Source organism: Glycomyces sp. TRM65418 (assembly GCF_019710475.1).
Classification (GTDB): domain Bacteria; phylum Actinomycetota; class Actinomycetes; order Mycobacteriales; family Micromonosporaceae; genus Glycomyces.
The window spans coordinates 67,660-88,712 of the sequence record NZ_JAJFAX010000008.1 but is presented as its reverse complement, the minus strand read 5'-3'; the positions used below and the strand labels follow the sequence as shown (position 1 = coordinate 88,712).

Genomic DNA, 21,053 nt, shown 5'->3' with positions numbered 1-21,053 from the left:
CCGGCTCGTTCCGTTCAACGCCTGCACTGTACTACCCCTTCCCGACACCGACTGACTGAGACTCGGCTCACTCTTCGGGTCCGTCGTGATAGTTGTTCCACACCGTAGCCCACGGAACGCCGTTCGACAACCCGGCCTGGGTTCTGGGTACCCACCCGTTCGGGTGATACACGGCCGCTCAGGGCCGTGATGGGCGCGGGTTCGAATGCGCTGTCGGCGAAATCGCGAGCCGTTCGGCCCTCCGGCGAGGGACCGGTCGGGGGCCTAATCGAGGTAGTCGCGGAGCACCTGCGAACGTGACGGGTGCCGCAATTTCGACATCGTCTTCGATTCGATCTGGCGGATGCGCTCGCGCGTGACGCCGTAGACCTGGCCGATCTCGTCGAGGGTCCGCGGCTGGCCGTCGGTGAGGCCGAACCGCAGCCGCACGACGCCCGCCTCGCGCTCCGAGAGGGTCTGCAGCACCTGCTGGAGCTGCCCCTGCAGGAGCGAGAAGGAGACCGCGTCGACGGCCACAATGGCCTCGGAGTCCTCGATGAAGTCGCCGAGCTGGCTGTCGCCCTCGTCGCCGATGGTCTGGTCCAGGCTGATCGGCTCGCGCGCGTACTGCTGGATCTCCAGGACCTTCTCCGGGGAGATGTCCATCTCCTTGGCGAGCTCGTCCGGGCTGGGCTCGCGGCCCAGGTCCTGGAGCAGCTCGCGCTGGATGCGGCCGAGCTTGTTGATGACCTCGACCATGTGGACCGGTATGCGGATGGTCCTCGCCTGGTCGGCCATGGCGCGGGTGATGGCCTGCCGGATCCACCAGGTGGCGTACGTGGAGAACTTGTAGCCCTTGGTGTAGTCGAACTTCTCGACGGCGCGGATGAGACCGAGGTTGCCCTCCTGGATGAGGTCCAGGAACGCCATGCCGCGGCCGGTGTAGCGCTTGGCGAGCGAGACGACGAGCCGCAGGTTCGCTTCGAGCAGGTGGTCCTTGGCGCGGTCGCCGTCGCGGACGATCCACTCCAGGTCGCGGCGCAGCTGCGTCGGGATCTCCTCGCCGCCCTCGCGGAGCAGCTTGAGGCGCTCGACGGCGTACAGGCCGGCCTCGATGCGCTTGGCGAGCTCGACTTCCTGCGCCGCGTTGAGGAGCGGCACCTTGCCGATCTGCTTGAGGTAGGCGCGGACGGAGTCGGCCGAGGCGGTCATCTCGGCGTCCTTGCGGGCCTGCTTGAGCGCCTCCGAGTCCTCCTCGTCCCACTCGAAGTCGTCGCCCTCTTCGTCGTCCTCGTCGTCCTTCTTGGACTTTCCGCGGGCGGCGGCCTTCTTGGCGGCCTTCTTGCGGGTGGCCTTCTTGGCCGGCGCCGCCGCGGCGGCCTCGGCGAGAGCGTCGTCGTCGACCGCCGCCGCGAGCGCGGCCTCGTCGGGCTCCTCGATCTCGCCGTCGACGGTCTTCTTCGGGGCGGCCTTCTTCGCGGCCTTCCTGGCGGTGGTCTTCTTCGCGGTCTTCTTGGCCGCCTTCTTGACCGGGGCCTCCTCTGCCGCCTCGTCGGCGGCGGGGGCGGCGGCCTTCTTGGCGGTCGTCTTCTTCACCGCGGCCTTCTTGGCGGCCTTCGCGGTGGTGGTCCTGGAGGAGGTGGCGGTGCGGGCGGCGGGGACGCGCTTGCGCGTGGAGGAGGAGCCGTCCACGACCACGGTCACGTCGGCCTCGGCGAGGGCGCGGAGCACCTTCTTGCCCTCGGCGGGGGAGGCCTGCACCGACTCCAGAACCTGGGCGACCGTCGCGGACGTCAGTTGCCCGTTGCTCTCTCGGGCCAGAGCGAGCAGCGAGTCGGTCAGGGAATTGACGTCTGTGCCGGTGGGACGTGCGTCAGTCACGAGCAACCTTCCGAGGCAATGGCGGGCACGGCGCAGCCGGGCTCCATAGCGGGTGAGCGTTGGATATTGGGTCGGCAGCCCAGGTCGGCACAACGACCGGGCAGGCGTGAATTGTAGCGCCGAAAATCGCCTGCGGCCCGTCCGTGGTGCCGTTTCGAGCTGTGTTTCCGCATTTTCAGTGTCGATATTCGCAATGCGTGCGGGGGTGACGGCCTTCTACTCTACCGCGCAAGTGCCGTCCGGCAGCTCGCCTACGCCGCCCTGCGCGAACGACTGCCGCGCGTCCGAGGCCGAGCGGACCTCTTGGAAGTCGGCGCCGAGGACGACGGTGATCGGCTTGTCCCATTCGAGTTCGAACTGCTGGTGCCCCTGGTAGAAGTACGCGTGCGTGTGAACGCCGGCCGTGAACTGGTCGGGGCCGAAGTGCACGAGGGCGGTGCCGTCGTAGTTCTCCTCGGCGTCGCCGGTCTCGACGACGATGAACCCGCGGTCCTCCAGCTGCGCGGCGGCCTGGTCGGCCAGCCCGTCGCGGTCGGTGCCATTGAGGACGACGACTTCGATCTCCTCGGGCGCGGGGATCGGCGCCGTCTTGATCTCCACCGCCCCGGGCTCGCAGTCGGCGCCCCCCGTCAACTGCGAGTCGTTCCTGATGGCCCACAGCGTGATCAAGCCCGCCACCAGCGCCAACACGCACAATACCGTCAAAGCGCGGATACGAGCGATACGCACGGCTGCCTCCCCGAGTCTCCAAAAAGCGCAAACTGATGTCTGGCCCTTAGACGAGCCGACGCCCCGCAAACGTTGCCATGAGAAGGCTATCGTGCGCAGCTCGTCGCCGTGGCCGAGAGGCGGTACACTCGCTGGCCCCGATGCAGGAGTGTTTCTCGCCACATTAGGGATGAAAAAGCAAGAGGCATCGTGTATAGGAATGGACTGCACGCGGTAAGGTACGCCGCCTGCAGGGACGGAACCGAACCCGCCAGGAAGCCGAGCCGAGCCGCTGTGTCACCCGAACACCCCAGCGGAGAACCCGTCGCGCTCGGCTCTGGAACCGCAGAAGCAACCAATGGGAGTGGAAACGATGGCAACCGACTACGACGCCCCGCGCCGGGACAAGGAAGAGCCCGCCGGGCCCGACGGCATCGAGGCCCTGGCGAAGGGTCGCACCGACCAATCGGGGTCGGTGGACGTCGACGAGGCCGAGGTCGCGGAGAACTTCGAACTGCCCGGCGCCGACCTCGGCGAAGAGGAGCTCTCCGTGAAGGTCCTGCCCATGCAGGCCGACGAGTTCCGATGCTCCAGCTGCTTCCTGGTCCACCACCGCAGCCAGTTCGCCAAGGAGAAGAACGGGCAGCCGGTCTGCAAGGACTGCGCATAGCACCCAGCACGGAACCATGGCTCGCAAGCGTCGCCGAATCGGGCTCGCAGACGGCCCGCAAGCATCGCCAAGACGTGCCCCTCGGATAGCGCACGGCTCGCAGGGCGAGTTCCCTGCGGGCCGTCTCGCTGTCCGGGGTCAGGCCGCGCTGGGCTCGCGCGCGGCCGCGAGGGCGTCGCGCAGCCGCTCAGGACGCCGCGAGGCGACGACCCAGTACGGCGTGGGGTCCTCGGGGTCGTCGAGGACGATCCGCACCCCGCGGTTGATCCAGGGGCGCTGGACGACGAACGCCAGCGGGTGCTGGGCGACGCCCAGGGCGTCGGAGTAGGCGACCGGTTCGAGGACCTCGACGTCGGCGATGGCCGACATCGGCAGGCGGGCGTCGTCGACGTGCAGCCACGCCTCGCCGCCGGACTCCACGACCCGCACGGGCAGCCGCCCGAGCCACCACGCGCCGATGACGGGCGCCAGCAGGATCACGGCGCTCGCGGCGAGGCGCCACCAGCGCATGTCGCCCAGGTTGGACAGGGCGGCGGCGATCACCGCCACGACGATCACGGCCAGCCAGCCTGCCGGCGGGAGGCCCATGCGCTCGGCGTACCGTTCTCCACTCCTCATATCTGAGACCATATCCCGGTCCCGGCGGGGGCCACCCGCTCGCATGCCGAGCCTCACGGCCGCGGCCGAGGAACGACCGAGCGTCACCGCGACGCGTCGCCCGCCGCGGGTCGAGCCTCTCGGCGGAAGCCCGGGCGGAGCCGTAAATTGAGACGGAACCGCACGCGCCGCGAGCCGTGCGCGCTCGACTGAGAGGAACCCGCCCACGATGACTGCCGACGTCCCGGTCGCGATCCGACGGCTCGACCCCGGCCTGCCGCTCCCGGCCTACGCGCACCCCGGCGACGCCGGCGCCGACCTGTACGCCGCCGAGGCCGTCGAACTCGCCCCCGGGCGCCGCGCCCTCGTCGGCACCGGTGTGGCCGTGGCGATCCCCGACGGCCACGTCGGCTACACCAACCCCCGCTCCGGACTGGCCCACCGGCTCGGCGTCACCATCGTCAACGCCCCCGGCACGATCGACGCCGGCTACCGCGGCGAGATCAAGATCAACCTCGTGAACCTCGACCTGGAGCGGACCGCCGTCATCGCGCGCGGCGACCGTATCGCACAATTGGTAATCCAACCGGTTGTGCGAGCCCGTTTCACCGAGGTCGACGACCTCGCGCCGACGCAGCGCGGCGCGAACGGCCACGGTTCCACCGGCGGGCACCGCCGACTTGCAGAGGAGAGCGAACGTGTTTAAGCGGCGAAAGTCGAAGAAGCAGCGCCCCGCCGAGGGCGCCGTCCTCGACTCCCTGGCCGAGAGCGGTGAGGTGGCCGAGCGCGAGGTCACCGACGGCCCGTTCGACGTCGCCGACGCCCCCGACGACGACGTCCGGCGCATCGACCTGGGAGCGATCCGCCTGCCCGTCCCCAAGGGCGTGGGCTTCCAGGCCCAGACGGACGCCAAGGGCAACATCAGCCAGGTCCTGCTCACCACCGGCGCCTCCGCGCTCCAGCTGCTCGTGCGCGCCGCGCCGCGCACCGACGGCATCTGGGACGAGTTCCGCGGCGAGCTCACCTCCCAGGTCACCGCCCAAGGCGGCCAGATCGAAGAGGTCGAGGGCCGCTGGGGCACCGAGCTCGTCGCCAAGGTCGCCGCCAAGAAGGGCACCAACACCGTGCGCTTCTGCGGCATCGACGGGCCGCGCTGGTTCGTGCAGGCGACCTTCCAGGGCCAGCGGGCCCTCGACGAGGCCGCCGCGCCCGAACTCGACGAGGCCCTGCGCCTGCTCGTCATCGACCGCGGCTCGGTCGCCATGCCGGTGCGGGAGCCCCTGCCGCTGAAGCTCCCGCCGAAGATGGCCGAAGAGGCCGCCGCGCGGATCGCGCAGCGCAAGGCCGAAGGCGGCGAGGGCAACCGCGCCATCATCGCCGCCGGGGACACCCCCAAGCCCCAGGTGCGCCGCAAGCCCTCCCCGCGCCCCAAACGGTGACCCGGGCACCCGCGGCCCGCCGGCAGCGCCGCACGGGCCGCCCCAGGCGGTGCAGGCCCCTCTTCGAGAGGGCCCGCTGATGGCGCACGGACCCCGCGAGCGGCCCGAGAAGGGCGACCGGGTCAAAGGCTGGCTCAAACGCCTCGCCGCGCCCTCCCAGGAGCTGTTCGCCGACGAGATCCGCCGCGAGTCCGACGCCGACACGACCCCCGTCGAGGACTTGGAGCCGCGGCAGCTCGCCGCCGTCGCCGGTCGCCTCAGGACGGTCGTGATGCGCACCGACGGGCGCTCGCCCTCGGTCGAGGCAGAACTCTTCGACGGTACCGGTCAGGTCGCATTGGTCTGGATGGGCCGACGGCGTATCGTGGGCCTGGAGGCCGGGACCAGGCTCGTCGCCCGCGGCCGCGTGGCTCAGCTGGCCGACGGCCGCCTCGTCGTCTACAACCCGACCTATGAACTGCGCCCCTGAGCGCGGACCAGCCACACGATCTGGAAGGCCCGCATTGAGCACCGAGACGCCGGCTCGCAAGGATGCCGACACCGAGCCTCGCGAGAGCGACGAGACCGAGCTTCGCGCCTCAGAGGACACCGAGCTCCGCACGGCGGTGAGCCGCGGGCCCGCGGACCCCGACGACCTGCCGCCGTTCACCGAGCAGCTCTCCCAGCAGCTCGGCGGCGTCAAGGGCGTGGTCGAGGCCGCCGTGCCGATCACCCTCTTCGTGGTGCTCAACCCGGTCCTGCCCGACCGCATGGGCCCGCTCACCGGCCTGCAGTGGGCCATCGTCATCTCCGCCTCCAGCGCGCTGGCCATCGCAGGCTGGCGCGCCGCCCGCAAGGAGTCGGTCCGTCACGCGCTCAACGGGCTCTTCGGCATCGCGCTCGGCGCGTTCCTGGCCTGGCGCAGCGACGACGCCCGCGACTTCTATCTGCCCGGGATCATCCAAGGCGCCGTCTACGGGGTCCTGCTCATCGTCTCGGCGCTCGTGCGGCACCCGATCATCGGCTGGATCTACGCCGTGGTCGCCCAGGGCGGCAAGAAGGAATGGCGCGACAACACGCGCCTGGTGGACGTGCTCAGCCGGATCACGATCCTCTGGGGCGTCGTCTTCATCCTCAAGAACGCCCTGCGGAGCTGGCTCTACGTCATCGACGCGGAGAACGCGCTCGGCCTGGTGACCCTCTTCGGGGGCTGGCCCGTCACGATCGCGCTGACCGCCTTCACGATCTGGGCGGTGCGCCGCCACATGAAGACCGTCGAAGCGGTCGCCCCCGAAACGGCGTGACGGCGCGGCGCCGAAGCGCCGCGCCGCCCGATCGCGATCGACTAACTCGGGAAGCACTCGAACGCCGGGGCGCCGCCCAGCGTCCCTGAGACGTTCATGCCGAACTCGATCGACCCGCCCGTGGCGATGGACTTGTTCCAGGACACGGGCGCGGCCATCTCGACCCCGCCCATCACCGAGTGCTCGGCGTTCCAGACCTGGCTCATGGTCACCCCCGACGGCCACGTCCAGTGGAGCATCCAGTTGTTGATCGCCCGGGTGCCGGTGTTGGACACCGTGACGGTGACCGTGCCGCCGGAACCCCAGGTGCTCACCGTGGCCGTCGCGGCGCAGGCGATCCCCTCGGGGCCGCCCGTGGTGGGCGCCTCGGTGGGCTCGTCGCTCGTCGGGTCGTCGGTGGGCTCGTTCGGGGTCGTGGGCTGCTCGGCCGGTCCGCCCGCACCGAACCACACGTCCGAGCACGAGTAGAACGACTGGTCGAAGTGGCTGGCCTGCCAGATCATGTACACGACGTGGTGGCCCGAGCGACCGGGCGCGGAGACGTCGATGTCGACGAGGGTGCCGCCGCCGGACGAGGGCGCGCGGCCCTCGCCGGGGAGGATCCGCCCGGTCTCCTCGACCAGTTCGAGGTCGGCCCAGTCGAGCGCGTCGGTCCGGGCGTCGTAGCCCTGCTTCGTGACGTAGATCCGGTAGTAGTCGGCCCCGTGGTTGGCCTGGTCCCAGTTGGTGAACGTGAAGTTCGCGCTCACCGGCGTGGTCTTCCAGGGCCCGGGCTCGTCGAGGGCGGCGTACCGGGTGCCGCCCGTCCGCCCGCCGGAGCAGAGCTGGTTGTCGGGGACGGCGCCCTGGTGGTCGCCGCCGACCTGCTCCCGGTAGAGGCCGTTCCAGTTCCACATGGCATTGGTGTCGTGCTGCCATGCGGCCCAGCACATGGGGTCTTCCTGGGCCATGGCCGGGTTCTGGAAGTCCGACCCCCAGCGCTCCCAGCAGCCGTAGTGCCGCGAGGGCTGGGCGATGGAGGTGCCGTGGCCGGAGGCCGGTTGGACGGTGAGGACCGCGGCGGTGCCGGCCGCGACCATCGCGATGACGAGGACGATGAGGCCTCGGAGGCCGAGCCGGTGGAGGCCCGGTTGTCTGACATTGGTCATGTTAGCGCTCCCAAAATATAGGAACATTGAGGACTTTCAATGTAACTGCTTTCGGGTTCGCATGTAAACACCTGTGGGGGGATTTTTGACGGCCGACCCGTCGAATTCCTCGGCTTCGCCGCACGACGGCGCGGCGCGCGGTCCCGGCTGCCGGAGCCGGGACCGCGCGCCGCGTTCCTGAGTCGCCGTGCCCTACGAGGGCAGGCAGTCAATGGCCGGCATCGAGCTCAGCGAGCCGTTGACGTTGAAGCCGAAGGACACCGAGCCTCCCGGTTCGATCGTCTGGTTCCACGACGTCGGTTCGGCCATCTGCATGCCGCCCATCGTGGAGTGCTCGGCGTTCCAGATGTTGTTCACCGTGACCGCGGAGTTCGCCGCCCAGGTCCAGTGGAGCATCCACGAGTGGACGGTCCGGGTCCCGGTGTTCGACACCGTGACGGTGACCGTGGCCCCGGAGTCCCAGCCGTTGATCGACGCGGTGGCCGCGCAGCTCAGGTCGGCAGGCGGGTCGGTCGGGTCGGTGGGCGGGTCGGTCGGGTCCGTCGGAGGGTCGGTCGGGTCGGTGGGCGGGTCCGTCGGCTCCTCGCTCGGACCGCCTCCGCCGAACCAGACGTCCGAGCAGGAGTAGAAGGCCTGGTCGATGTGGCTGGCCTGCCAGACCACGTAGACGATGTGGTGGCCGGTGCGTCCGGGGGCGCTGACGGGGATGTCGACGTTCTCGCCGGGCTGGTAGACGCCCGTGGAGACGACCCGTTCGAGGTCGGCCCAGTCGAGGGAGTCGGTTCTCGCGTCGTAACCCTGCTTGGTCACGTACACCCAGTAGTAGTCGCCGCCGTGGGTGGCGGTGTCCTCGTAGTGCAGCGTGAAGTTGTTCGGGAGCGCCGTCGTGTGCCAGGGCCCGGCGGCGTCGAGGGAGTTGTACCGGCCGCCTTCGGCGCGCCCGCCCGAGCAGAGCTGGTTGTCGGGGATGCGGGACTCGTGCTGGCCCTGCATGCCCTCGCGCAGCAGGCCGTTCCAGTTCCACATGGTGTTGGGGTTGGCCTGCCAGGCTTGGGCGCACATCGGGTCGGTGTCGGCCATGTCGGGGTTGAGGTGGTCGTCGCCCCAGCGCTCCCAGCAGCTGTACTGCCGGGCCGGGGGACTGGTGGCCGTGCCGTGACTCGCGGCGGGCTGGACGAAGAAGAACGCGGAGGCGCCGGCGGCGGCCGCCGCGGCGATGACGACGATCGCGGTTCTGACGCGACGTCGTGTCAGCTTGAACATGATAGCGCTCCCAAAATGAAGGGAAATTGACATACATCAATCTATCCTGATCGGGTCGCGCCTGTAAAGCCCATATGAGCCCCTTTTGCGGTCCGGTCGGCCTCAGCGGGTCTTGCCGAGGATCACCGAGCGGGCGGCGTTCTCGGCGTCCTCGTTGCACACGAACACGAGTTCGTCCCCGGACTCCAGCGTGTCGTCGGGGCTCGGCGCGATGACGCGGCGGCCGCGGATGATCGCCACGAGGGCCACGTCATGCGGCAGCGGCACGTCGGCGATCCGGCTGCCCACGTGCGGGGCGTCGAGCGGCAGCGTGATCTCGACCAGGTTCGCCTGCGACTGGCGGAAGCTCAGCAGCCGCACCAGGTCGCCGACGCTCACCGCCTCCTCCACCAGCGCGGCGAGCAGCCGGGGCTTGGACACCGAGACGTCCACGCCCCACTCCTCGTTGAAGAGCCACTCGTTCTCGGCCCGGTTGACGCGGGCGACCACGCGCGGCACCGCGAACTCGGTCTTGGACAGCAGGCTCACCACCAGGTTCACCTTGTCGTCGCCGGTGGCGGCGACGGCCACGTCGCAGCCCTCCAGGTGCGCCTGGCGCAGGTTCTCCAGCTCGCACGCGTCCGCGAGGAGCCACTCGGCCTGCGGGACCCGTTCGGGGCGCATGGAGTCGGGGTCGCGCTCGATGAGCAGCACGTGGTGACCGTTGCCGACCAGCTCCGCGGCGATCGAACGGCCCACGTTCCCGGCTCCGGCGATGGCGACCCTCATGCGGCACCTCCCTGCGGCGCGGCGCCCGCGATCTCGCGGATCTTCGTCTCGTCGCCGTCGGCGACGAGCATGTACACCTGGTCGCCGTCCTGCAGCACGGTCGAAGGGGTCGGCAGGGTGGCCCGGCCGAAACGGGTCACGTAGGCGACCCGGTGGCCCGTGGCCTGCTCCAGAGCCGCCAGCGCCATCCCGTACCAGGCCTCGTCGCAGACGATCTCGACCATCGACAGGGTCGCGGTCGGGTCCCGCCACAGCGGTTCCTGCTCCTCGGGGAGGAGGTGGCGCAGGAGGCGGTCGGCCGTCCACCGGACCGTCGCGACGGTCGGGATGCCGAGGCGCTCGAAGACGGTGGCGCGCTGCGGGTCGTAGATGCGGGCGATGACCTTGGGGACGCCGTAGTTCTCGCGCGCGACCCGCGCGGCGATGATGTTCGAGTTGTCGCCCGAGGAGACGGAGACGAACGCGTCCGCGCGGTTGATCCCGGCCTTCGCCAGGACTTCGCGGTCGAAGCCGACCCCGCGCACGGTCGTCTCGTCGAAATCGGGACCCAGGCGGCGGAACGCCTTCGGGTTCTGGTCGATGATCCCGACCGTGTGCCCCCGCTCCACCAGACTGCGCGCCAGGGACGAGCCCACCCGCCCGCAACCCATGATCACCACGTGCACGGCCTCACCTCATTTCCAACCCGGACGAGGTGACCATACCGCTTGCGACCGCCGCGGCGGCCCGCACTCCGCGCAGTGCCGGACGATCCCGGGACGCGGGGGCGCTCGCGGCCGCCGTCCGCGCGACCCGGCGGCCCGGGCGCGGGTCCCTGAGCGACCGAACCTCCTGCCGGTCGTCGAAGACCGGTAAGGTCGGTTCCCGTGACCCGGTCCTTGTCCGTCTTCAAACGGCTGCTCGTGGGCGAGCCGTTCGCCTCGGGGCAGCGCCAGCCGTCACTGGCGCTCTCCAAGCGCTATGCGATCCCCCTGCTCGCGGTCAACCCGATCTCCTCGCTCGCCTACGCCCCCGAGCAGATCTTCCTCGTCCTCGGCATCGCCGGGACCGCCGCGTACGCCTATTCGGTGTGGACCGGCCTCGCCGTCGCCGCCGTCATGATCGCGGTCATCGCCTCCTACCGCTACACCGTCCAGGCCTACCCGGGCGGCGGCGGCGACTACCGGGTCGTCGCGGCGAACTACGGGCCCGGCGCGGGACGCCTCGCCGCGGCCGCGCTCGTCCTCGACTACATCCTCACCGTCGCCGTCTCGGTGTCCGCCGCCGTCGCGGCCCTCAACGTGCTCCTGCCCGGGCTCAACCCGTGGCGCGAGTGGATAGCCGCCGCCGCGATCGCGCTGCTCGCGGCCTACAACCTCCGCGGCCTGCGCGTCTCCGGCCGCTTCGCCGCCGCCGTGACGGTCGCGTTCATCACGGGCGTCGTCGCGCTCCTCGTCGTCGGCTTCGTCCGCATCGGCGCGGGCGAGGACCTCACCGCGCCCACGGCCGACCTGGAGCTCGCCGAAGACCCTCGCGAATGGACTTCGGCGGCCCTGCTCGTCCTCTGCGCGAGGGCCTTCGCCGCCGGATCGGTGGCCGTCACCGGCATCGAGACGTTCACGACCCGCGTCCGCTTCTTCCGGCCCCCGCGCGGCCGCAACGCCGCGGCCGCGATCACCACCGTCGGCGGTGCGGCCGTCGTGCTCTTCACCGGCATCGTCGTCCTGGCCTACCTGGTCGGCGCCCAGTCCTCCGCGGACGCCTCGGGCTATCTGCAGCATCCGCTGCTCGCGCAGCTCGCCGACACCGTCTTCGGCGCCTCGCCCGCCGCCATGACCCCGATCATGCTCGGCACCGCCGGGGTCCTGCTGCTCGCCGCGAACACCGCGTTCGTCGGCTTCCCGCAGCTCGCGTCCGTCTTCGCCGAGGACTCGCTCCTCCCACGGCAGCTCCACAAACGCGGCGACCGCCTCGTGTACTCCAACGGCATCCTCATCCTCGCCGTGGCGGCCGCGGTCCTGGTGGTCCTCTTCGGCGGCGTCACGTACGACCTCATGGGCCTGTACATCGTCGGCGTCTTCCTCTCGATGGTCCTCGCCAACGCCGCGATGGTCCGCCACTGGCGGCGCGTCCTCGACGTCGAACGCGACGCCGCCCGCCGTCGGCGCGCCCGACGCGCCCGGGGCACGGCGTTCATCGCGGCGTTCGCGTGCGCGCTCGTCCTCGGGATCGTGATCGTCACCGACTACCAGCGCGGCTGGATCGCCGTGCTCATCATCGGCGGCTGCTACGTGCTCATGCGCTTCATCGCCCAGCACTACACGGCCGTGCGCGACGAGATCGAGCTGCCGCAGGGCAAGCCGAAACTGCCTTCGCGCAGCCACGCGATCGTGCTCGCCTCGAGCGTGAACCTGCCGCTCATGCGGATGCTCTCCTACGCCAAGGCCACCCGGCCGGACACCATCACGGCGCTCACGGTGAACGTGGACGCCGCGGCCTCCCGGCGGCTCCTGGCCGAATGGGAGCGGCGGGGGATCACCGTGCCGCTCACGGTGGTCGACTCCCCGTACCGGGAGATCACCGGCCCGATCGTGGACTACGTGAAGGCCCGGCTGCGCGACGCCCCGCGCGACGTCGTCACCGTGTACCTGCCGGAGTTCGTGGTCGGTCAGGGCCGCCAGCCGGGCCGCGTCTCCCGCGGCTACTTCAACTGGTCGACCAGCCTGCTGCACAACCAGACCACCAAGGCCATCCGCCGCCAGCTCAAGTACGAGCCGGGCGTCATGGTCTGCATCGTGCCGTGGATCCTCGGCGAGAGCACCGAACCGCCGCCGCTGCGACGCATCAGCAAGTAGGCCCTGGCCGGCATGAAGGGCTCCGAGCGGCGATGTCACACCCGCGCGGGAGAACGCGGCCCGGCACCCGCAACCCCGTATCCTGGCGTGCGGCCCGCCGCGCCCGGCGCCGCCAGCGACCCGTGAGGATGAAGACGATGATCGTCACCGTTGAAGACGTCGCCGCAGGAGGCCACTGCGTGGCCCGCGTCGACAACGAGGTCTACTTCGTCCGGCACGCCCTGCCCGGCGAGACCGTCCGCATCGAGGTCCGCGAGCGCAAGAAGCGCTTCGCGTTCGCCGACGCCGTCGAGATCATCGAGGCCTCGCCCGATCGCGTCGAGCCCCCGTGCCCCTACGCCGGGCCCGGCAAATGCGGCGGCTGCGACTTCCAGCACGCCGCCCCCGAAGCGCAGCTGCGCCTCAAGGCCCGCGTGCTGTTCGACCAGCTCACCCGCATCGGCGGCGTCGATCCCGCGCGCCTCGAAGGCCTCGCAGTGGAGGCCCTGCCGTGGCCCGAGGGGGCGCTCGGCTGGCGCACCCGCATGCAGTACGCCGTCGACGAAGCCGGGCGGCCGGGCCTGCGCGTCCACAAGTCGCACGAGCTCGTCCACATCGACCGGTGCCCCATCGCGACCGAGCGCATCCGCGAATCCGACATCCTCGCCAAGCGCTGGGACGGCATGGGCGCGGTCGGCGTCGTCGACTCGAACGACGACGAGCTCGCCGTCTACACCCAGCTGCGGCGCACCGCCCGCCCGCACCACAAGAGCGGCCCGAAACTCGTCCATCAGCAGGTCGGCGACAAGAAGTTCGCGATCGACTTCGACGGCTTCTGGCAGGTCCACCCGGCCGCCGCGCCCACGTTCCTCGCGTGTGCGCTCGACTTCCTCGACCCGCGCGAAGGCGAGTCGGCCTGGGACCTGTACGCCGGGGCCGGGGTCTTCGCCGCCGGACTCGCCGAAGCGGTCGGCGAGACGGGCCGCGTCGTGGCCGTGGAGAGCGCCTCGGCCTCGCGCACCGCGCCGAACCTCGCCGCGTGGAAGAACGCCGGGGCCATCGAGGGCGACGTGGCCGCGATCGCGCCCGACCTCGGCTCGGTCGACCTCGTCGTGCTCGACCCCCCGCGCAGCGGCGCCGGCCCGGAGGTCGTGGTCGCGCTGGGCGAGGCCCGGCCGCGCGCGATCTGCTACATCGCCTGCGACGCGGGCGCGCTGGGCCGCGACGCGAAGGACCTCGCGATCGAAGGCTACGAGCTGACCCGCATCCGCGCCTTCGACGCCTTCCCGATGACGCAGCACTTCGAGACGATCGCCCTCTTCGAACCGGTCGACTGACCGGCCCGAGCGGGGCCTCCGGTCGCCGACCCGACCGGCCCCCGGACTCGCGGCGGCGCCGCACGGGACGCCGGCCGGCGGCGGCGCGGTGCGGTGCGGTGGGAAGGGCGCACCCGGTGCCCATCGCGTCCGGGACTCGCGGTGCTGTGCGAGCGATGTCCGATCGCACGCCTACGACGCGAATCGCGTCGTTCCCGTCCTTCCCCGGGCCCCCGGTCCCGGCGCAGCCCCCGGGACGTACATTGGTGGCTTCGCCCTCCGTCCCGGATATGACGCATGCAGTCCCGCTCCGATGTGAGCACCCATCACCTCGGCGGCATGAGATACCTTGGTGCCGCAACTGACCGAACTCATCGGAGCCGATCGATGACGAACACTCCCTACACGCCCGGGCCCGCGTACGACCCGAACCGGCCGCCGCACCAGCCGCTCGGAGCCTCCGCGCCGACCCGCGACGGCAACACCCTGCCGCTGGCCGGATCTCCCTCGCCGCAGCACCGGCCCGCCTCGCCGTCCTTCGACTACCGGCCGCACGACCCCTACGCGCATCTGGCCCCCGGCCAGGAGGACGGACCGGTTCTGCCGCCCCCGCCCACCTTCGCCCAGCGCTGGGGCTTCCTCGGCAAGGACGACCGCCCGCGGCAGATCACGGTCGTCCTCCAGACGCTGTGGATCCACCTGGCCCTCGTCCTGCTCGTGGCGCTCATCGGCATCCCCGTGGCGGCCTTGGGCTCCTCCTCCTTCGGCGTCCTCGTCGTCGTGTTCGGGTTCGCCGCCGCCGTCGCGTCCCTGGTCCTGATCTGGGCCGTCGCCAAGGAACGCCTCGGCCGCCTGGGATTCGAGCAGCCGCGCCGACCCGTCTACATCGGACTCGTCCTGTTCGGGCTCAACGCGCTCGTCGGCTTCTTCAGCTTCTGGACGTTCGTGCCCGCCCTCGCCGAGGTCGCCGCATCGCTGCTCGTCCTGGTGCTGTTCTTCACCCGCCCGGTGCGCGCCTGGCTGCGCGAGCGCGAGGGCAACCAGCCCAAGAAGGCCCCCGAGCAGCGCCCGCTGCCCGGCGAGGACTACCTGGCCGCTCAAGCCGCGCCGCCCGTATCGCCGGGTGCGCCGCAGCAGGCCGCCTGGCCCGCCGCGCCGACGCCGCCGCCCGCCCCCGGCGGCCACCACCCGACCGCATCGCGGGGTTGGCCCCAGCCGCCGCGCTAGCGGACCCGGTCCGTCGGCGTTCGGCGGAGCCGCTTACCGAGCCGTCCCGGCGGATTCGTGAGCCGCCGGCCCTGCCGAACGTCGCGCCGACGGGTCCGCTCGGCCGGGCCGCAAGCCCTGCCGAGCGTTCGACCGGACCGTTCAGTCGCAGCTGCAGCCGCATCCGCAGCAGCCGCCGTCCGATTCGCCGCAGCAGCTGCAGCAATTGCAGCACTCGCAGCAATCGCACGCGTCCCGGCAGCAGCCCTCGCGCGGGCGCCCGCTCCACGGGCCCTCATAGTGGTCGGCGCAGCAGAGCTGACAGGTGCAGCACAGCACCGCGAAGCTGCACAGGCCCGCCCAGAACCCGCGCCGGCGAGGCCGGTAATGGTCGTCGCGCGTCTCGTGATGGCTCCCGTGGTGCCGCTCGGGCCTCCGGTACGTCGCGCACGTCGAGCCGAAGGTCTTCGAGACCGCATGCCGCGCATAGCGGTCCAGCAGCAGCCCGGTCATCGTCTCGTCGATGAGCGAGGCCGATGCCAAGGCGGCCTTCATGTCCGCGAGCGCGCCCTTCGCCAGCGTCCGTGCGCCCTCGACGCCGGAGCCGGTCGCGGCCAGCGGGTTCCACGCCCCCCGCTCGGCGTCCTCGTCGAAGTCGTCGGCGGCGTCGAGCAGGTGCGCCAGGCGCCCGAACGCCGCACCCGCGGCCCGGAACGGCGCGGCGTTCTCGGGTCGGCCGCCGAGGACGGCGGCGTGCGCGAACAACTCGGCGGTCGCCGCTTCGGTCGGCGCGGTGACGTCGGTGAGCGGGGTGGACGCGCCGCAGGCCCGCTCGACCTCGCGCTGCCGCTCGATCGCCGCGACGAGCGGCGCGGTCGGCAGGCCGATCGAGTCGCCGATGAGGGCGGCCTTGGCGCGCAAGCGGTCCGCGGTCACGCCCGCGAGGCCGCGCGCGCCCGGACGCGCGGCGATGCCGTCGCCGTCCTCCACATGGTCGCGGATCTTCGCTGAGGCGAGCAGGAGCGACGCGGTGGCGGCGAGGCGTGGGCCCTCGCCGGTGGCGATGCGCTGACGGCGCATGCCGCGCAGGGCGCAGGGACCGGCGTTGCGGCCGTGCGCGTCGTCGCCCTGCTGGGCTTCGACGAGGACGGAGAGGGCCAGGGCGTCGTAGTTGGTCGTGAGCCGCGCGAACTGGCCCGCGTCGTCGCGCAGTTCGAGGCAGAGGCCGCAGAAATGCCCCATCCAGCGGGGCTTCAGGCCGTCGGGGGTGCGCGAGGGGCAGGGCGCGAGCATGCCGAACAAGTGGTCTCCTAGCGCTCGACAGCGCGCGGGTCGAGGGCGCGGACTCGGCCGCTCGGCGTGCTGTTGGGGGCGGTTCTCTGCAGGAGATCGTAGCGGCGGAGCGCAACGCGACCGCCGAGCGCGGATCGGCGGTCGCGTGCGGGAGGCATGAAGGGCCTTCTCGGGCTCAGCGGGGGGTGACCCGCGGAGCGTCTCAATATATTAGCGCTTGCGCATGAGTCGGGTAGCGGTTTTGCGAGGAATGCGCGCATAAGCGCACGTAGATCGATTGCGTCGACTGCTCGCTTCGCCGTGATGCGCTCATTGCGGCCCTCGCCGAGCGAGCGGCCTCAGCGGGCGGGGGTTCGACAATTCGTCGGGTGCGGGGTGCGGGGTGCGGGGTGCGGGGTGCGGGGTGCGGGGTGCGGGGTGCGGGGTGCGGGGTGCGGGGTGCGGGGTGCGGGGTGCGGGGTGCGGGGTGCGAGGTGCGGGCCGGACCGGCGTCGCCACCGGCCCGCACCGCCTCGGTCTTAGGCGATGAGCTCGGAGAACTCGTTGTCCTCGAGCCAGGCGCTCACGCCCGCCTGGACGTCGCCCTCGTGATCGCTGAACACGGTGTTCTCCAGGTTCGCCAGCTGCTCGTCGCTCAGCTTGAACGACTCGAGCGCGGCGGCCACGTCCCCGAACTCCTCGGAGAAGCCCTCGCGCGCCAGCGTGTTGAGGGTCTCGACGTCGCCGAGGGTGCCCTCGGGGTCTTCGAGGTTCTTCAGATCGTACTTCGCGTACGCCCAGTGCGGCTGCCACAGCGTGACCACGATCGGCTCCTCGGCCGCGATCGCCGAATCCAGCTCGGCGAGCATGGTCGCGGTCGACGAGGTCTGCAGTTCCAGGTCGTCCATGCCGTAGGTCGGGATGGTGTTGTTCTGGACCGCCTCGGTCAGGCCCGCGCTGGGCTCGATCCCGACGATCTTGCCGCCGAACAGGTCCGCGTTCGCGTTCAGCTCGGTCAGCGAGTTCACGTCGACGTAGGCCGGGACGGCGACGGTGAGCGCCGCGTTCTCGTTCCACGCGCCCAGCTGCTCGAGCCGGTCCCCGTATTCGTCCATGTAGGACTTGTGGGTCACCGGCAGCCAGCCGTCGAGGAAGAGGTCGATGTCGCCCGAGGCCAGGGCCTCGAACAGCACGCCGGCTTCGGCGATCTCCTGGACGTTCACGGTGTATCCGGCGCCGGTGAGCGCCTGGCGCCACAGCTCGGTGGCCACCACGCCCTCGTCCCAGCCGGGGATGACGGCCAGGTCGATGGTGCCCGAGCCTTCGGGCAGGCCGCCGTCGACCGAGGAGGCGTCGTCGGAGCCCCCCTCCTGCTCGACCGAGCAGGCCGACAGGGCCAAGGCGGCGGCGGAGCCCGCTCCGATGCCGAGAGCGCTCTTCATCATGAGGCGACGTTGCATGTTCTCCTACTTTCTTCCCTGTGACGGGGTGCGGGGTGTTCCGTTGGGTCGCTTTGCGTTCACGGGGTCATCGGGCGAGCTCGGCGGCGCGGGCCACCGGCGTGCGGTCGGCCAGGCCCTGCATGACCCGGTCGAGGAAGATCGCCAGGATGACCACGGCCAGACCGGCGTTGAAGCCCTGGGCCATCTCGACGCGGCCGAGGGCGGAGACGATGACCGAACCGAGGCCGCCGCCGCCGACCAGCCCGGCGATGACGACCATCGACAGGGCCAGCATGATGACCTGGTTGAGCCCGGCCATGATCGTCGGCAGCGCCAGCGGGAGCTTGATCCGGGCGAGGATCGCGGCCGGGGAGGCGCCGAACGCCTGCCCGGCTTCGACGACCTCGCGGTCGACCTGCCTGAGGCCCAGTTCGGTGAGCCGGACGCCGGGCGGCATGCAGAACACGATGGTGGCGATCATGCCGGGGACCACGCCGATGCCGTAGAACATGACGACCGGCAGCAGGTAGACGAATCCGGGCAGGGTCTGCATGAAGTCGAGCACCGGGCGCATCACCGTCGAGACGGTCCGGTTCTCCGCGGCGAGGATCCCCAGCGGGATGGCCAGGGCCGTCGCGAAGAACGCCGCGACCAGGACCATCGAGAAGGTCTCCATGGTCTCGTTCCAGTACGGGGTCCACGCGGCGATGAACATGCCGACGCCGACCGTGGCGGCCAGCTTCCACCCCTTGGCGGCCCAGGCGATCGCGGCGAAGACGAGGACCATCAGACCCGAGGGCAGGAACAGCAGCGTCTCGGTCAGTCCGGTGTAGACCGACTCGAGGAAGGTCTCGGTGCCGTCGAAGAAGATCGACCAGGCGTCCCGGGCCCAGCGGACGAAGGACTCCATCCAGTCACCGAACGGCATGTCGGGCAAGGGTTTCCAGATGTAGGTCCAGAACCAGTTCCGGAGGTACTCGATCATGCGGGCTGTCGCTCCTCTTCACCGTCGGCGGCCGTCTCGGGCTCGAACGCCAGCGACTTGATGATGGATCTGGGCGTGACGACCCCGAGCGGGTCGGCGTTGTCGTCGACGACCAGCAAGGGGGCCTTGGAGTCCAGGACCGGCTGGTACAGCTCGTTCACGGGGACGTCGGGCTCGATCCTCCGCAGCGCGCTGGTGTCCTGCGTGCCGCACGGCTCCATGACGGCCTCGGCGGTGAGCACGCGGCTGCGGTCGACGTCGGCGGTGAACTCGGCGACGTAGTCGTCCGCCGGGTGCATGAGGATCTCCTCGGCGGTGCCCAGCTGCTTGACCTCGCCGTCGCAGATCGCGATCCGGTCGCCGATCCGCATGGCCTCGTTGAGGTCGTGGGTGATGAACACGATGGTCTTGCCGAGCTTCGACTGGAGGTCGAGCAGCTGGTCCTGCATCTCCTGGCGGATGAGCGGGTCGAGGGCGCTGAAGGCCTCGTCCATGAGGAGGATCTCGGTGTCGGCGGCGAGCGCCCGGGCCAGGCCCACCCGCTGCTTCATGCCGCCCGAGAGCTGCGCGGGGAGTTTGTACTCGTGCCCGGCCAGGCCTGCGAGCTCGACCGCTTCCCTAGCGCGCTCCAGGCGCTCGGTCTTGTCGACGCCCTTGATCTCCAGGCCGAACGCGACGTTCTCGACGACCGTGCGGTGGGGGAGCAGCGCGAAGTGCTGGAAGACCATGCTGATCTTCTCGCGGCGCAGCCGGCGCAGCTCCCGGGACGAGAGCGAGCCGAGTTCGACGTCGCCGATGCGGATGGTCCCGGCCGTGGGCTTGATGAGGCCGTTGAGCATCCGGATCAGCGTGGACTTGCCGGAGCCGGACAGCCCCATGACGACGAAGGTCTCGCCGGGCTCGATCGACCAGTTGTGGTCGATCACCGCGGCGGTGACGTTCTTCGCGGCCAGGTCTGCGCGGGGGACGCCGCGTTTGAGCTGGGCGACGGCGTTCTTGGCGCCTTTGCCGAATACCTTGTACAGGGAGTCCACTGCGATAGCGGGCATTGCTTCCTTTCACAGCGCGGGCTCGGATGACGCGGACCGGGGGAGACGCGGATGCTCCGGCACGGGCTTCCGTCGGGGGCGGCAACGGGTGAAACATTAGTCAACACCTGGGGTTCTGCAAGCCGAGCAGTGCGTGAGAAGATCGACACGGGAGGTTCGATCCCGGCGTTTGCGCAGGTGAAGGCCTTGAAGGCGAATGTCGATGAGCGGGTCATCAGGTTGTCGACAATCCGACGTTCATAACAATTGACGCGTGTTGTTGATCGCTCCGAGATCGATTCGTGATCGTGCGGTCGGGCGCCCCTTACGGCAGCCGGGCCGCCCTGGCCCGCGCCGTCATCGCCGCCAGGTCCGCCTCGCCCAGTCCCAGCGTCCGCGCCTTCGCGTACTCGCCCGCGATGTCGGTGCCCATCCGCATCGGCGAGTCCGTCCCGAGCACCACCGCCATGCCCGCCTCCAGGAACCGCGGCAGCGGGTGCGCCTCCAGCGCCGGCACCATTCCCAGGACCACCGCCGACGTCAGGCACACCTCCACGGTCACCCCGCGCGCGGCCAGCAGCCGCATGATCCCCGGGTCGTTCGCCGCGCCGACGGCGTGCCCGATCCGTCCGATCTGCTCGATCTCCGCCAAGGCCGCCAGGTTCGAGGCGTTGAACGCCCCCGCCGGCACCGTCACGCCGAGCCCCGCCGCGGCCGCTGCCTCGGCCACCACCCGGCCCCGCTTCCAGTCCGCTTCGGCCGCATACGGAACGTAGACGATCTCGATGCCCGCCAGCCCGGCCGCCGCGGCGTCCGCGAACGCGTCGCACAGCTCCCGGAGCATCGGATCCCACAGGTTCATGCTCAGGATCGCGCCCGCGTCGAAGCCCGGGAACGACTCGGCGACCCGCGAGCGCGCCGCCGTGAACCGCTCCATGAACTGCGGGTACACCACCGACTCCTGCGGCAGCCGCAACTCGGTGTAGGCCGCGCCTCCGCGCGCGGCCGCCGCGAGCGCGTCCTCCAGGATCCCCTCGTACACCTCCGGGGCGACCGCGTCCAGGTCGAAGCGCGGCACCGCCGACATCCGCTGGAGCCGGGCCAGTCCGGGCGGGACCGCGGCCTGCACGCTCGCGCGCCGATCCGCCCAGTCCACCGGAGAGGAACTCAACACCTGATCGAGGCGCGCGGGCCATTCGGTGTTCTGATGCAGGTCGATGAGGTCCATGTTGGGATGATCACACCCAGATCACGG

The 21,053-nt window shown here is 70.8% G+C and carries 20 protein-coding genes; 8 read left to right on the top strand and 12 right to left on the bottom strand.

Annotation, left to right across the window (positions count from 1 at the left end; translation table 11 throughout):
- Positions 1-264: 264 nt before the first annotated feature.
- A complete protein-coding gene (locus K3N28_RS17610; RefSeq protein WP_228094060.1) occupies positions 265-1,860 on the bottom strand; it encodes an RNA polymerase sigma factor in 1,596 nt (531 codons plus the stop codon).
- 216 nt (positions 1,861-2,076) lie between these two features.
- Positions 2,077-2,550 carry a LytR C-terminal domain-containing protein gene (locus tag K3N28_RS17605; RefSeq protein ID WP_228094059.1) on the bottom strand — a complete coding sequence of 158 codons (474 nt, stop codon included), beginning with the start codon at positions 2,548-2,550 and terminating at the stop codon, positions 2,077-2,079.
- Positions 2,551-2,941: 391 nt separating this feature from the next.
- On the opposite strand from K3N28_RS17605, the gene K3N28_RS17600 reads away from it, so the two are divergent.
- The gene (locus K3N28_RS17600; RefSeq protein WP_228094058.1) at positions 2,942-3,238 is read left to right on the top strand and encodes a DUF4193 domain-containing protein; all 297 of its coding nucleotides are present in this window, start codon (positions 2,942-2,944) and stop codon (positions 3,236-3,238) included.
- 138 nt (positions 3,239-3,376) lie between these two features.
- Here K3N28_RS17600 and K3N28_RS17595 read toward each other — a convergent pair whose 3' ends face one another.
- The gene (locus K3N28_RS17595) at positions 3,377-3,856 is read right to left on the bottom strand and encodes a DUF3093 domain-containing protein (RefSeq protein WP_228094057.1); all 480 of its coding nucleotides are present in this window, start codon (positions 3,854-3,856) and stop codon (positions 3,377-3,379) included.
- Positions 3,857-4,064: 208 nt separating this feature from the next.
- On the opposite strand from K3N28_RS17595, the gene dut reads away from it, so the two are divergent.
- The 4 genes from dut (at position 4,065) to K3N28_RS17575 (ending at position 6,557) form a co-directional block, all read left to right on the top strand.
- Positions 4,065-4,541, top strand: a complete 477-nt coding sequence (dut, locus tag K3N28_RS17590) for a dUTP diphosphatase (protein WP_228094056.1) — start codon at positions 4,065-4,067, stop codon at positions 4,539-4,541.
- The gene (locus K3N28_RS17585; RefSeq protein WP_228094055.1) at positions 4,534-5,274 is read left to right on the top strand and encodes a DUF3710 domain-containing protein; all 741 of its coding nucleotides are present in this window, start codon (positions 4,534-4,536) and stop codon (positions 5,272-5,274) included. Before dut ends, K3N28_RS17585 begins: the two co-directional genes overlap by 8 nt.
- 79 nt (positions 5,275-5,353) lie before the next feature.
- On the top strand, positions 5,354-5,743 hold the full coding sequence (locus K3N28_RS17580; protein WP_228094054.1) for an OB-fold nucleic acid binding domain-containing protein: 390 nt from the start codon (positions 5,354-5,356) through the stop codon (positions 5,741-5,743).
- A gap of 34 nt (positions 5,744-5,777) precedes the next feature.
- Positions 5,778-6,557, top strand: a complete 780-nt coding sequence (locus K3N28_RS17575; RefSeq protein WP_228094053.1) for a DUF3159 domain-containing protein — start codon at positions 5,778-5,780, stop codon at positions 6,555-6,557.
- 41 nt (positions 6,558-6,598) lie between these two features.
- Here the strand turns inward: K3N28_RS17575 and K3N28_RS17570 are convergent, their stop codons facing one another.
- From K3N28_RS17570 to K3N28_RS17555, 4 genes are all read right to left on the bottom strand, one after another.
- The gene (locus K3N28_RS17570; RefSeq protein ID WP_228094052.1) at positions 6,599-7,705 is read right to left on the bottom strand and encodes a lytic polysaccharide monooxygenase; all 1,107 of its coding nucleotides are present in this window, start codon (positions 7,703-7,705) and stop codon (positions 6,599-6,601) included.
- A 192-nt stretch (positions 7,706-7,897) separates the two neighbouring features.
- Entirely contained in the window at positions 7,898-8,968 is a 1,071-nt protein-coding gene (locus K3N28_RS17565) for a lytic polysaccharide monooxygenase (protein WP_228094051.1), read from the bottom strand.
- Positions 8,969-9,070: 102 nt separating this feature from the next.
- Positions 9,071-9,736 (bottom strand): TrkA family potassium uptake protein, encoded by a 666-nt coding sequence (locus tag K3N28_RS17560; RefSeq protein ID WP_228094050.1) that lies wholly within the window; start codon positions 9,734-9,736, stop codon positions 9,071-9,073.
- Positions 9,733-10,401 carry a TrkA family potassium uptake protein gene (locus tag K3N28_RS17555; protein WP_228094049.1) on the bottom strand — a complete coding sequence of 223 codons (669 nt, stop codon included), beginning with the start codon at positions 10,399-10,401 and terminating at the stop codon, positions 9,733-9,735. The genes K3N28_RS17560 and K3N28_RS17555 overlap by 4 nt, the downstream gene beginning before the upstream one ends.
- Positions 10,402-10,602: 201 nt before the next feature.
- On the opposite strand from K3N28_RS17555, the gene K3N28_RS17550 reads away from it, so the two are divergent.
- The 3 genes from K3N28_RS17550 (at position 10,603) to K3N28_RS17540 (ending at position 15,092) form a co-directional block, all read left to right on the top strand.
- Positions 10,603-12,570 (top strand): APC family permease, encoded by a 1,968-nt coding sequence (locus K3N28_RS17550; protein WP_228094048.1) that lies wholly within the window; start codon positions 10,603-10,605, stop codon positions 12,568-12,570.
- Positions 12,571-12,707: 137 nt separating this feature from the next.
- Positions 12,708-13,886: a class I SAM-dependent RNA methyltransferase gene (locus K3N28_RS17545; RefSeq protein ID WP_255640289.1), complete on the top strand. Its 1,179-nt coding sequence runs from the start codon at positions 12,708-12,710 to the stop codon at positions 13,884-13,886.
- 366 nt (positions 13,887-14,252) lie between these two features.
- On the top strand, positions 14,253-15,092 hold the full coding sequence (locus K3N28_RS17540; RefSeq protein WP_228094046.1) for a hypothetical protein: 840 nt from the start codon (positions 14,253-14,255) through the stop codon (positions 15,090-15,092).
- A gap of 141 nt (positions 15,093-15,233) precedes the next feature.
- On the opposite strand, the gene K3N28_RS17535 is transcribed toward K3N28_RS17540, so the two are convergent.
- The 5 genes from K3N28_RS17535 to K3N28_RS17515 all read right to left on the bottom strand — a co-directional run bounded on the left by K3N28_RS17535 (position 15,234) and on the right by K3N28_RS17515 (position 21,026).
- Positions 15,234-16,364, bottom strand: coding sequence for a DUF5685 family protein (locus tag K3N28_RS17535; protein ID WP_228094193.1), 1,131 nt, complete (start codon positions 16,362-16,364; stop codon positions 15,234-15,236).
- 518 nt (positions 16,365-16,882) lie between these two features.
- The gene (locus tag K3N28_RS17530) at positions 16,883-17,803 is read right to left on the bottom strand and encodes a glycine betaine ABC transporter substrate-binding protein (RefSeq protein ID WP_228094045.1); all 921 of its coding nucleotides are present in this window, start codon (positions 17,801-17,803) and stop codon (positions 16,883-16,885) included.
- Between the two features lie 67 nt (positions 17,804-17,870).
- A complete protein-coding gene (locus K3N28_RS17525) occupies positions 17,871-18,770 on the bottom strand; it encodes a proline/glycine betaine ABC transporter permease (protein ID WP_228094044.1) in 900 nt (299 codons plus the stop codon).
- On the bottom strand, positions 18,767-19,819 hold the full coding sequence (locus K3N28_RS17520; RefSeq protein WP_228094043.1) for a glycine betaine/L-proline ABC transporter ATP-binding protein: 1,053 nt from the start codon (positions 19,817-19,819) through the stop codon (positions 18,767-18,769). Before K3N28_RS17520 ends, K3N28_RS17525 begins: the two co-directional genes overlap by 4 nt.
- 304 nt (positions 19,820-20,123) lie before the next feature.
- Positions 20,124-21,026 (bottom strand): hypothetical protein, encoded by a 903-nt coding sequence (locus K3N28_RS17515; protein ID WP_228094042.1) that lies wholly within the window; start codon positions 21,024-21,026, stop codon positions 20,124-20,126.
- Positions 21,027-21,053: the final 27 nt, after the last annotated feature.

Coding starts and splice junctions, on each gene's coding strand:
- K3N28_RS17525 (WP_228094044.1), bottom strand. CDS start 18,770: ATGATCGAGTACCTCCGGAACTGGTTCTGGACCTACATCTGGAAACCC.
- K3N28_RS17530 (WP_228094045.1), bottom strand. CDS start 17,803: ATGCAACGTCGCCTCATGATGAAGAGCGCTCTCGGCATCGGAGCGGGC.
- K3N28_RS17580 (WP_228094054.1), top strand. CDS start 5,354: ATGGCGCACGGACCCCGCGAGCGGCCCGAGAAGGGCGACCGGGTCAAA.
- dut (WP_228094056.1), top strand. CDS start 4,065: ATGACTGCCGACGTCCCGGTCGCGATCCGACGGCTCGACCCCGGCCTG.
- K3N28_RS17570 (WP_228094052.1), bottom strand. CDS start 7,705: ATGACCAATGTCAGACAACCGGGCCTCCACCGGCTCGGCCTCCGAGGC.
- K3N28_RS17540 (WP_228094046.1), top strand. CDS start 14,253: ATGACGAACACTCCCTACACGCCCGGGCCCGCGTACGACCCGAACCGG.
- K3N28_RS17545 (WP_255640289.1), top strand. CDS start 12,708: ATGATCGTCACCGTTGAAGACGTCGCCGCAGGAGGCCACTGCGTGGCC.
- K3N28_RS17535 (WP_228094193.1), bottom strand. CDS start 16,364: ATGCTCGCGCCCTGCCCCTCGCGCACCCCCGACGGCCTGAAGCCCCGC.
- K3N28_RS17515 (WP_228094042.1), bottom strand. CDS start 21,026: ATGGACCTCATCGACCTGCATCAGAACACCGAATGGCCCGCGCGCCTC.
- K3N28_RS17560 (WP_228094050.1), bottom strand. CDS start 9,736: ATGAGGGTCGCCATCGCCGGAGCCGGGAACGTGGGCCGTTCGATCGCC.
- K3N28_RS17595 (WP_228094057.1), bottom strand. CDS start 3,856: ATGAGGAGTGGAGAACGGTACGCCGAGCGCATGGGCCTCCCGCCGGCA.
- K3N28_RS17565 (WP_228094051.1), bottom strand. CDS start 8,968: ATGTTCAAGCTGACACGACGTCGCGTCAGAACCGCGATCGTCGTCATC.
- K3N28_RS17520 (WP_228094043.1), bottom strand. CDS start 19,819: ATGCCCGCTATCGCAGTGGACTCCCTGTACAAGGTATTCGGCAAAGGC.
- K3N28_RS17600 (WP_228094058.1), top strand. CDS start 2,942: ATGGCAACCGACTACGACGCCCCGCGCCGGGACAAGGAAGAGCCCGCC.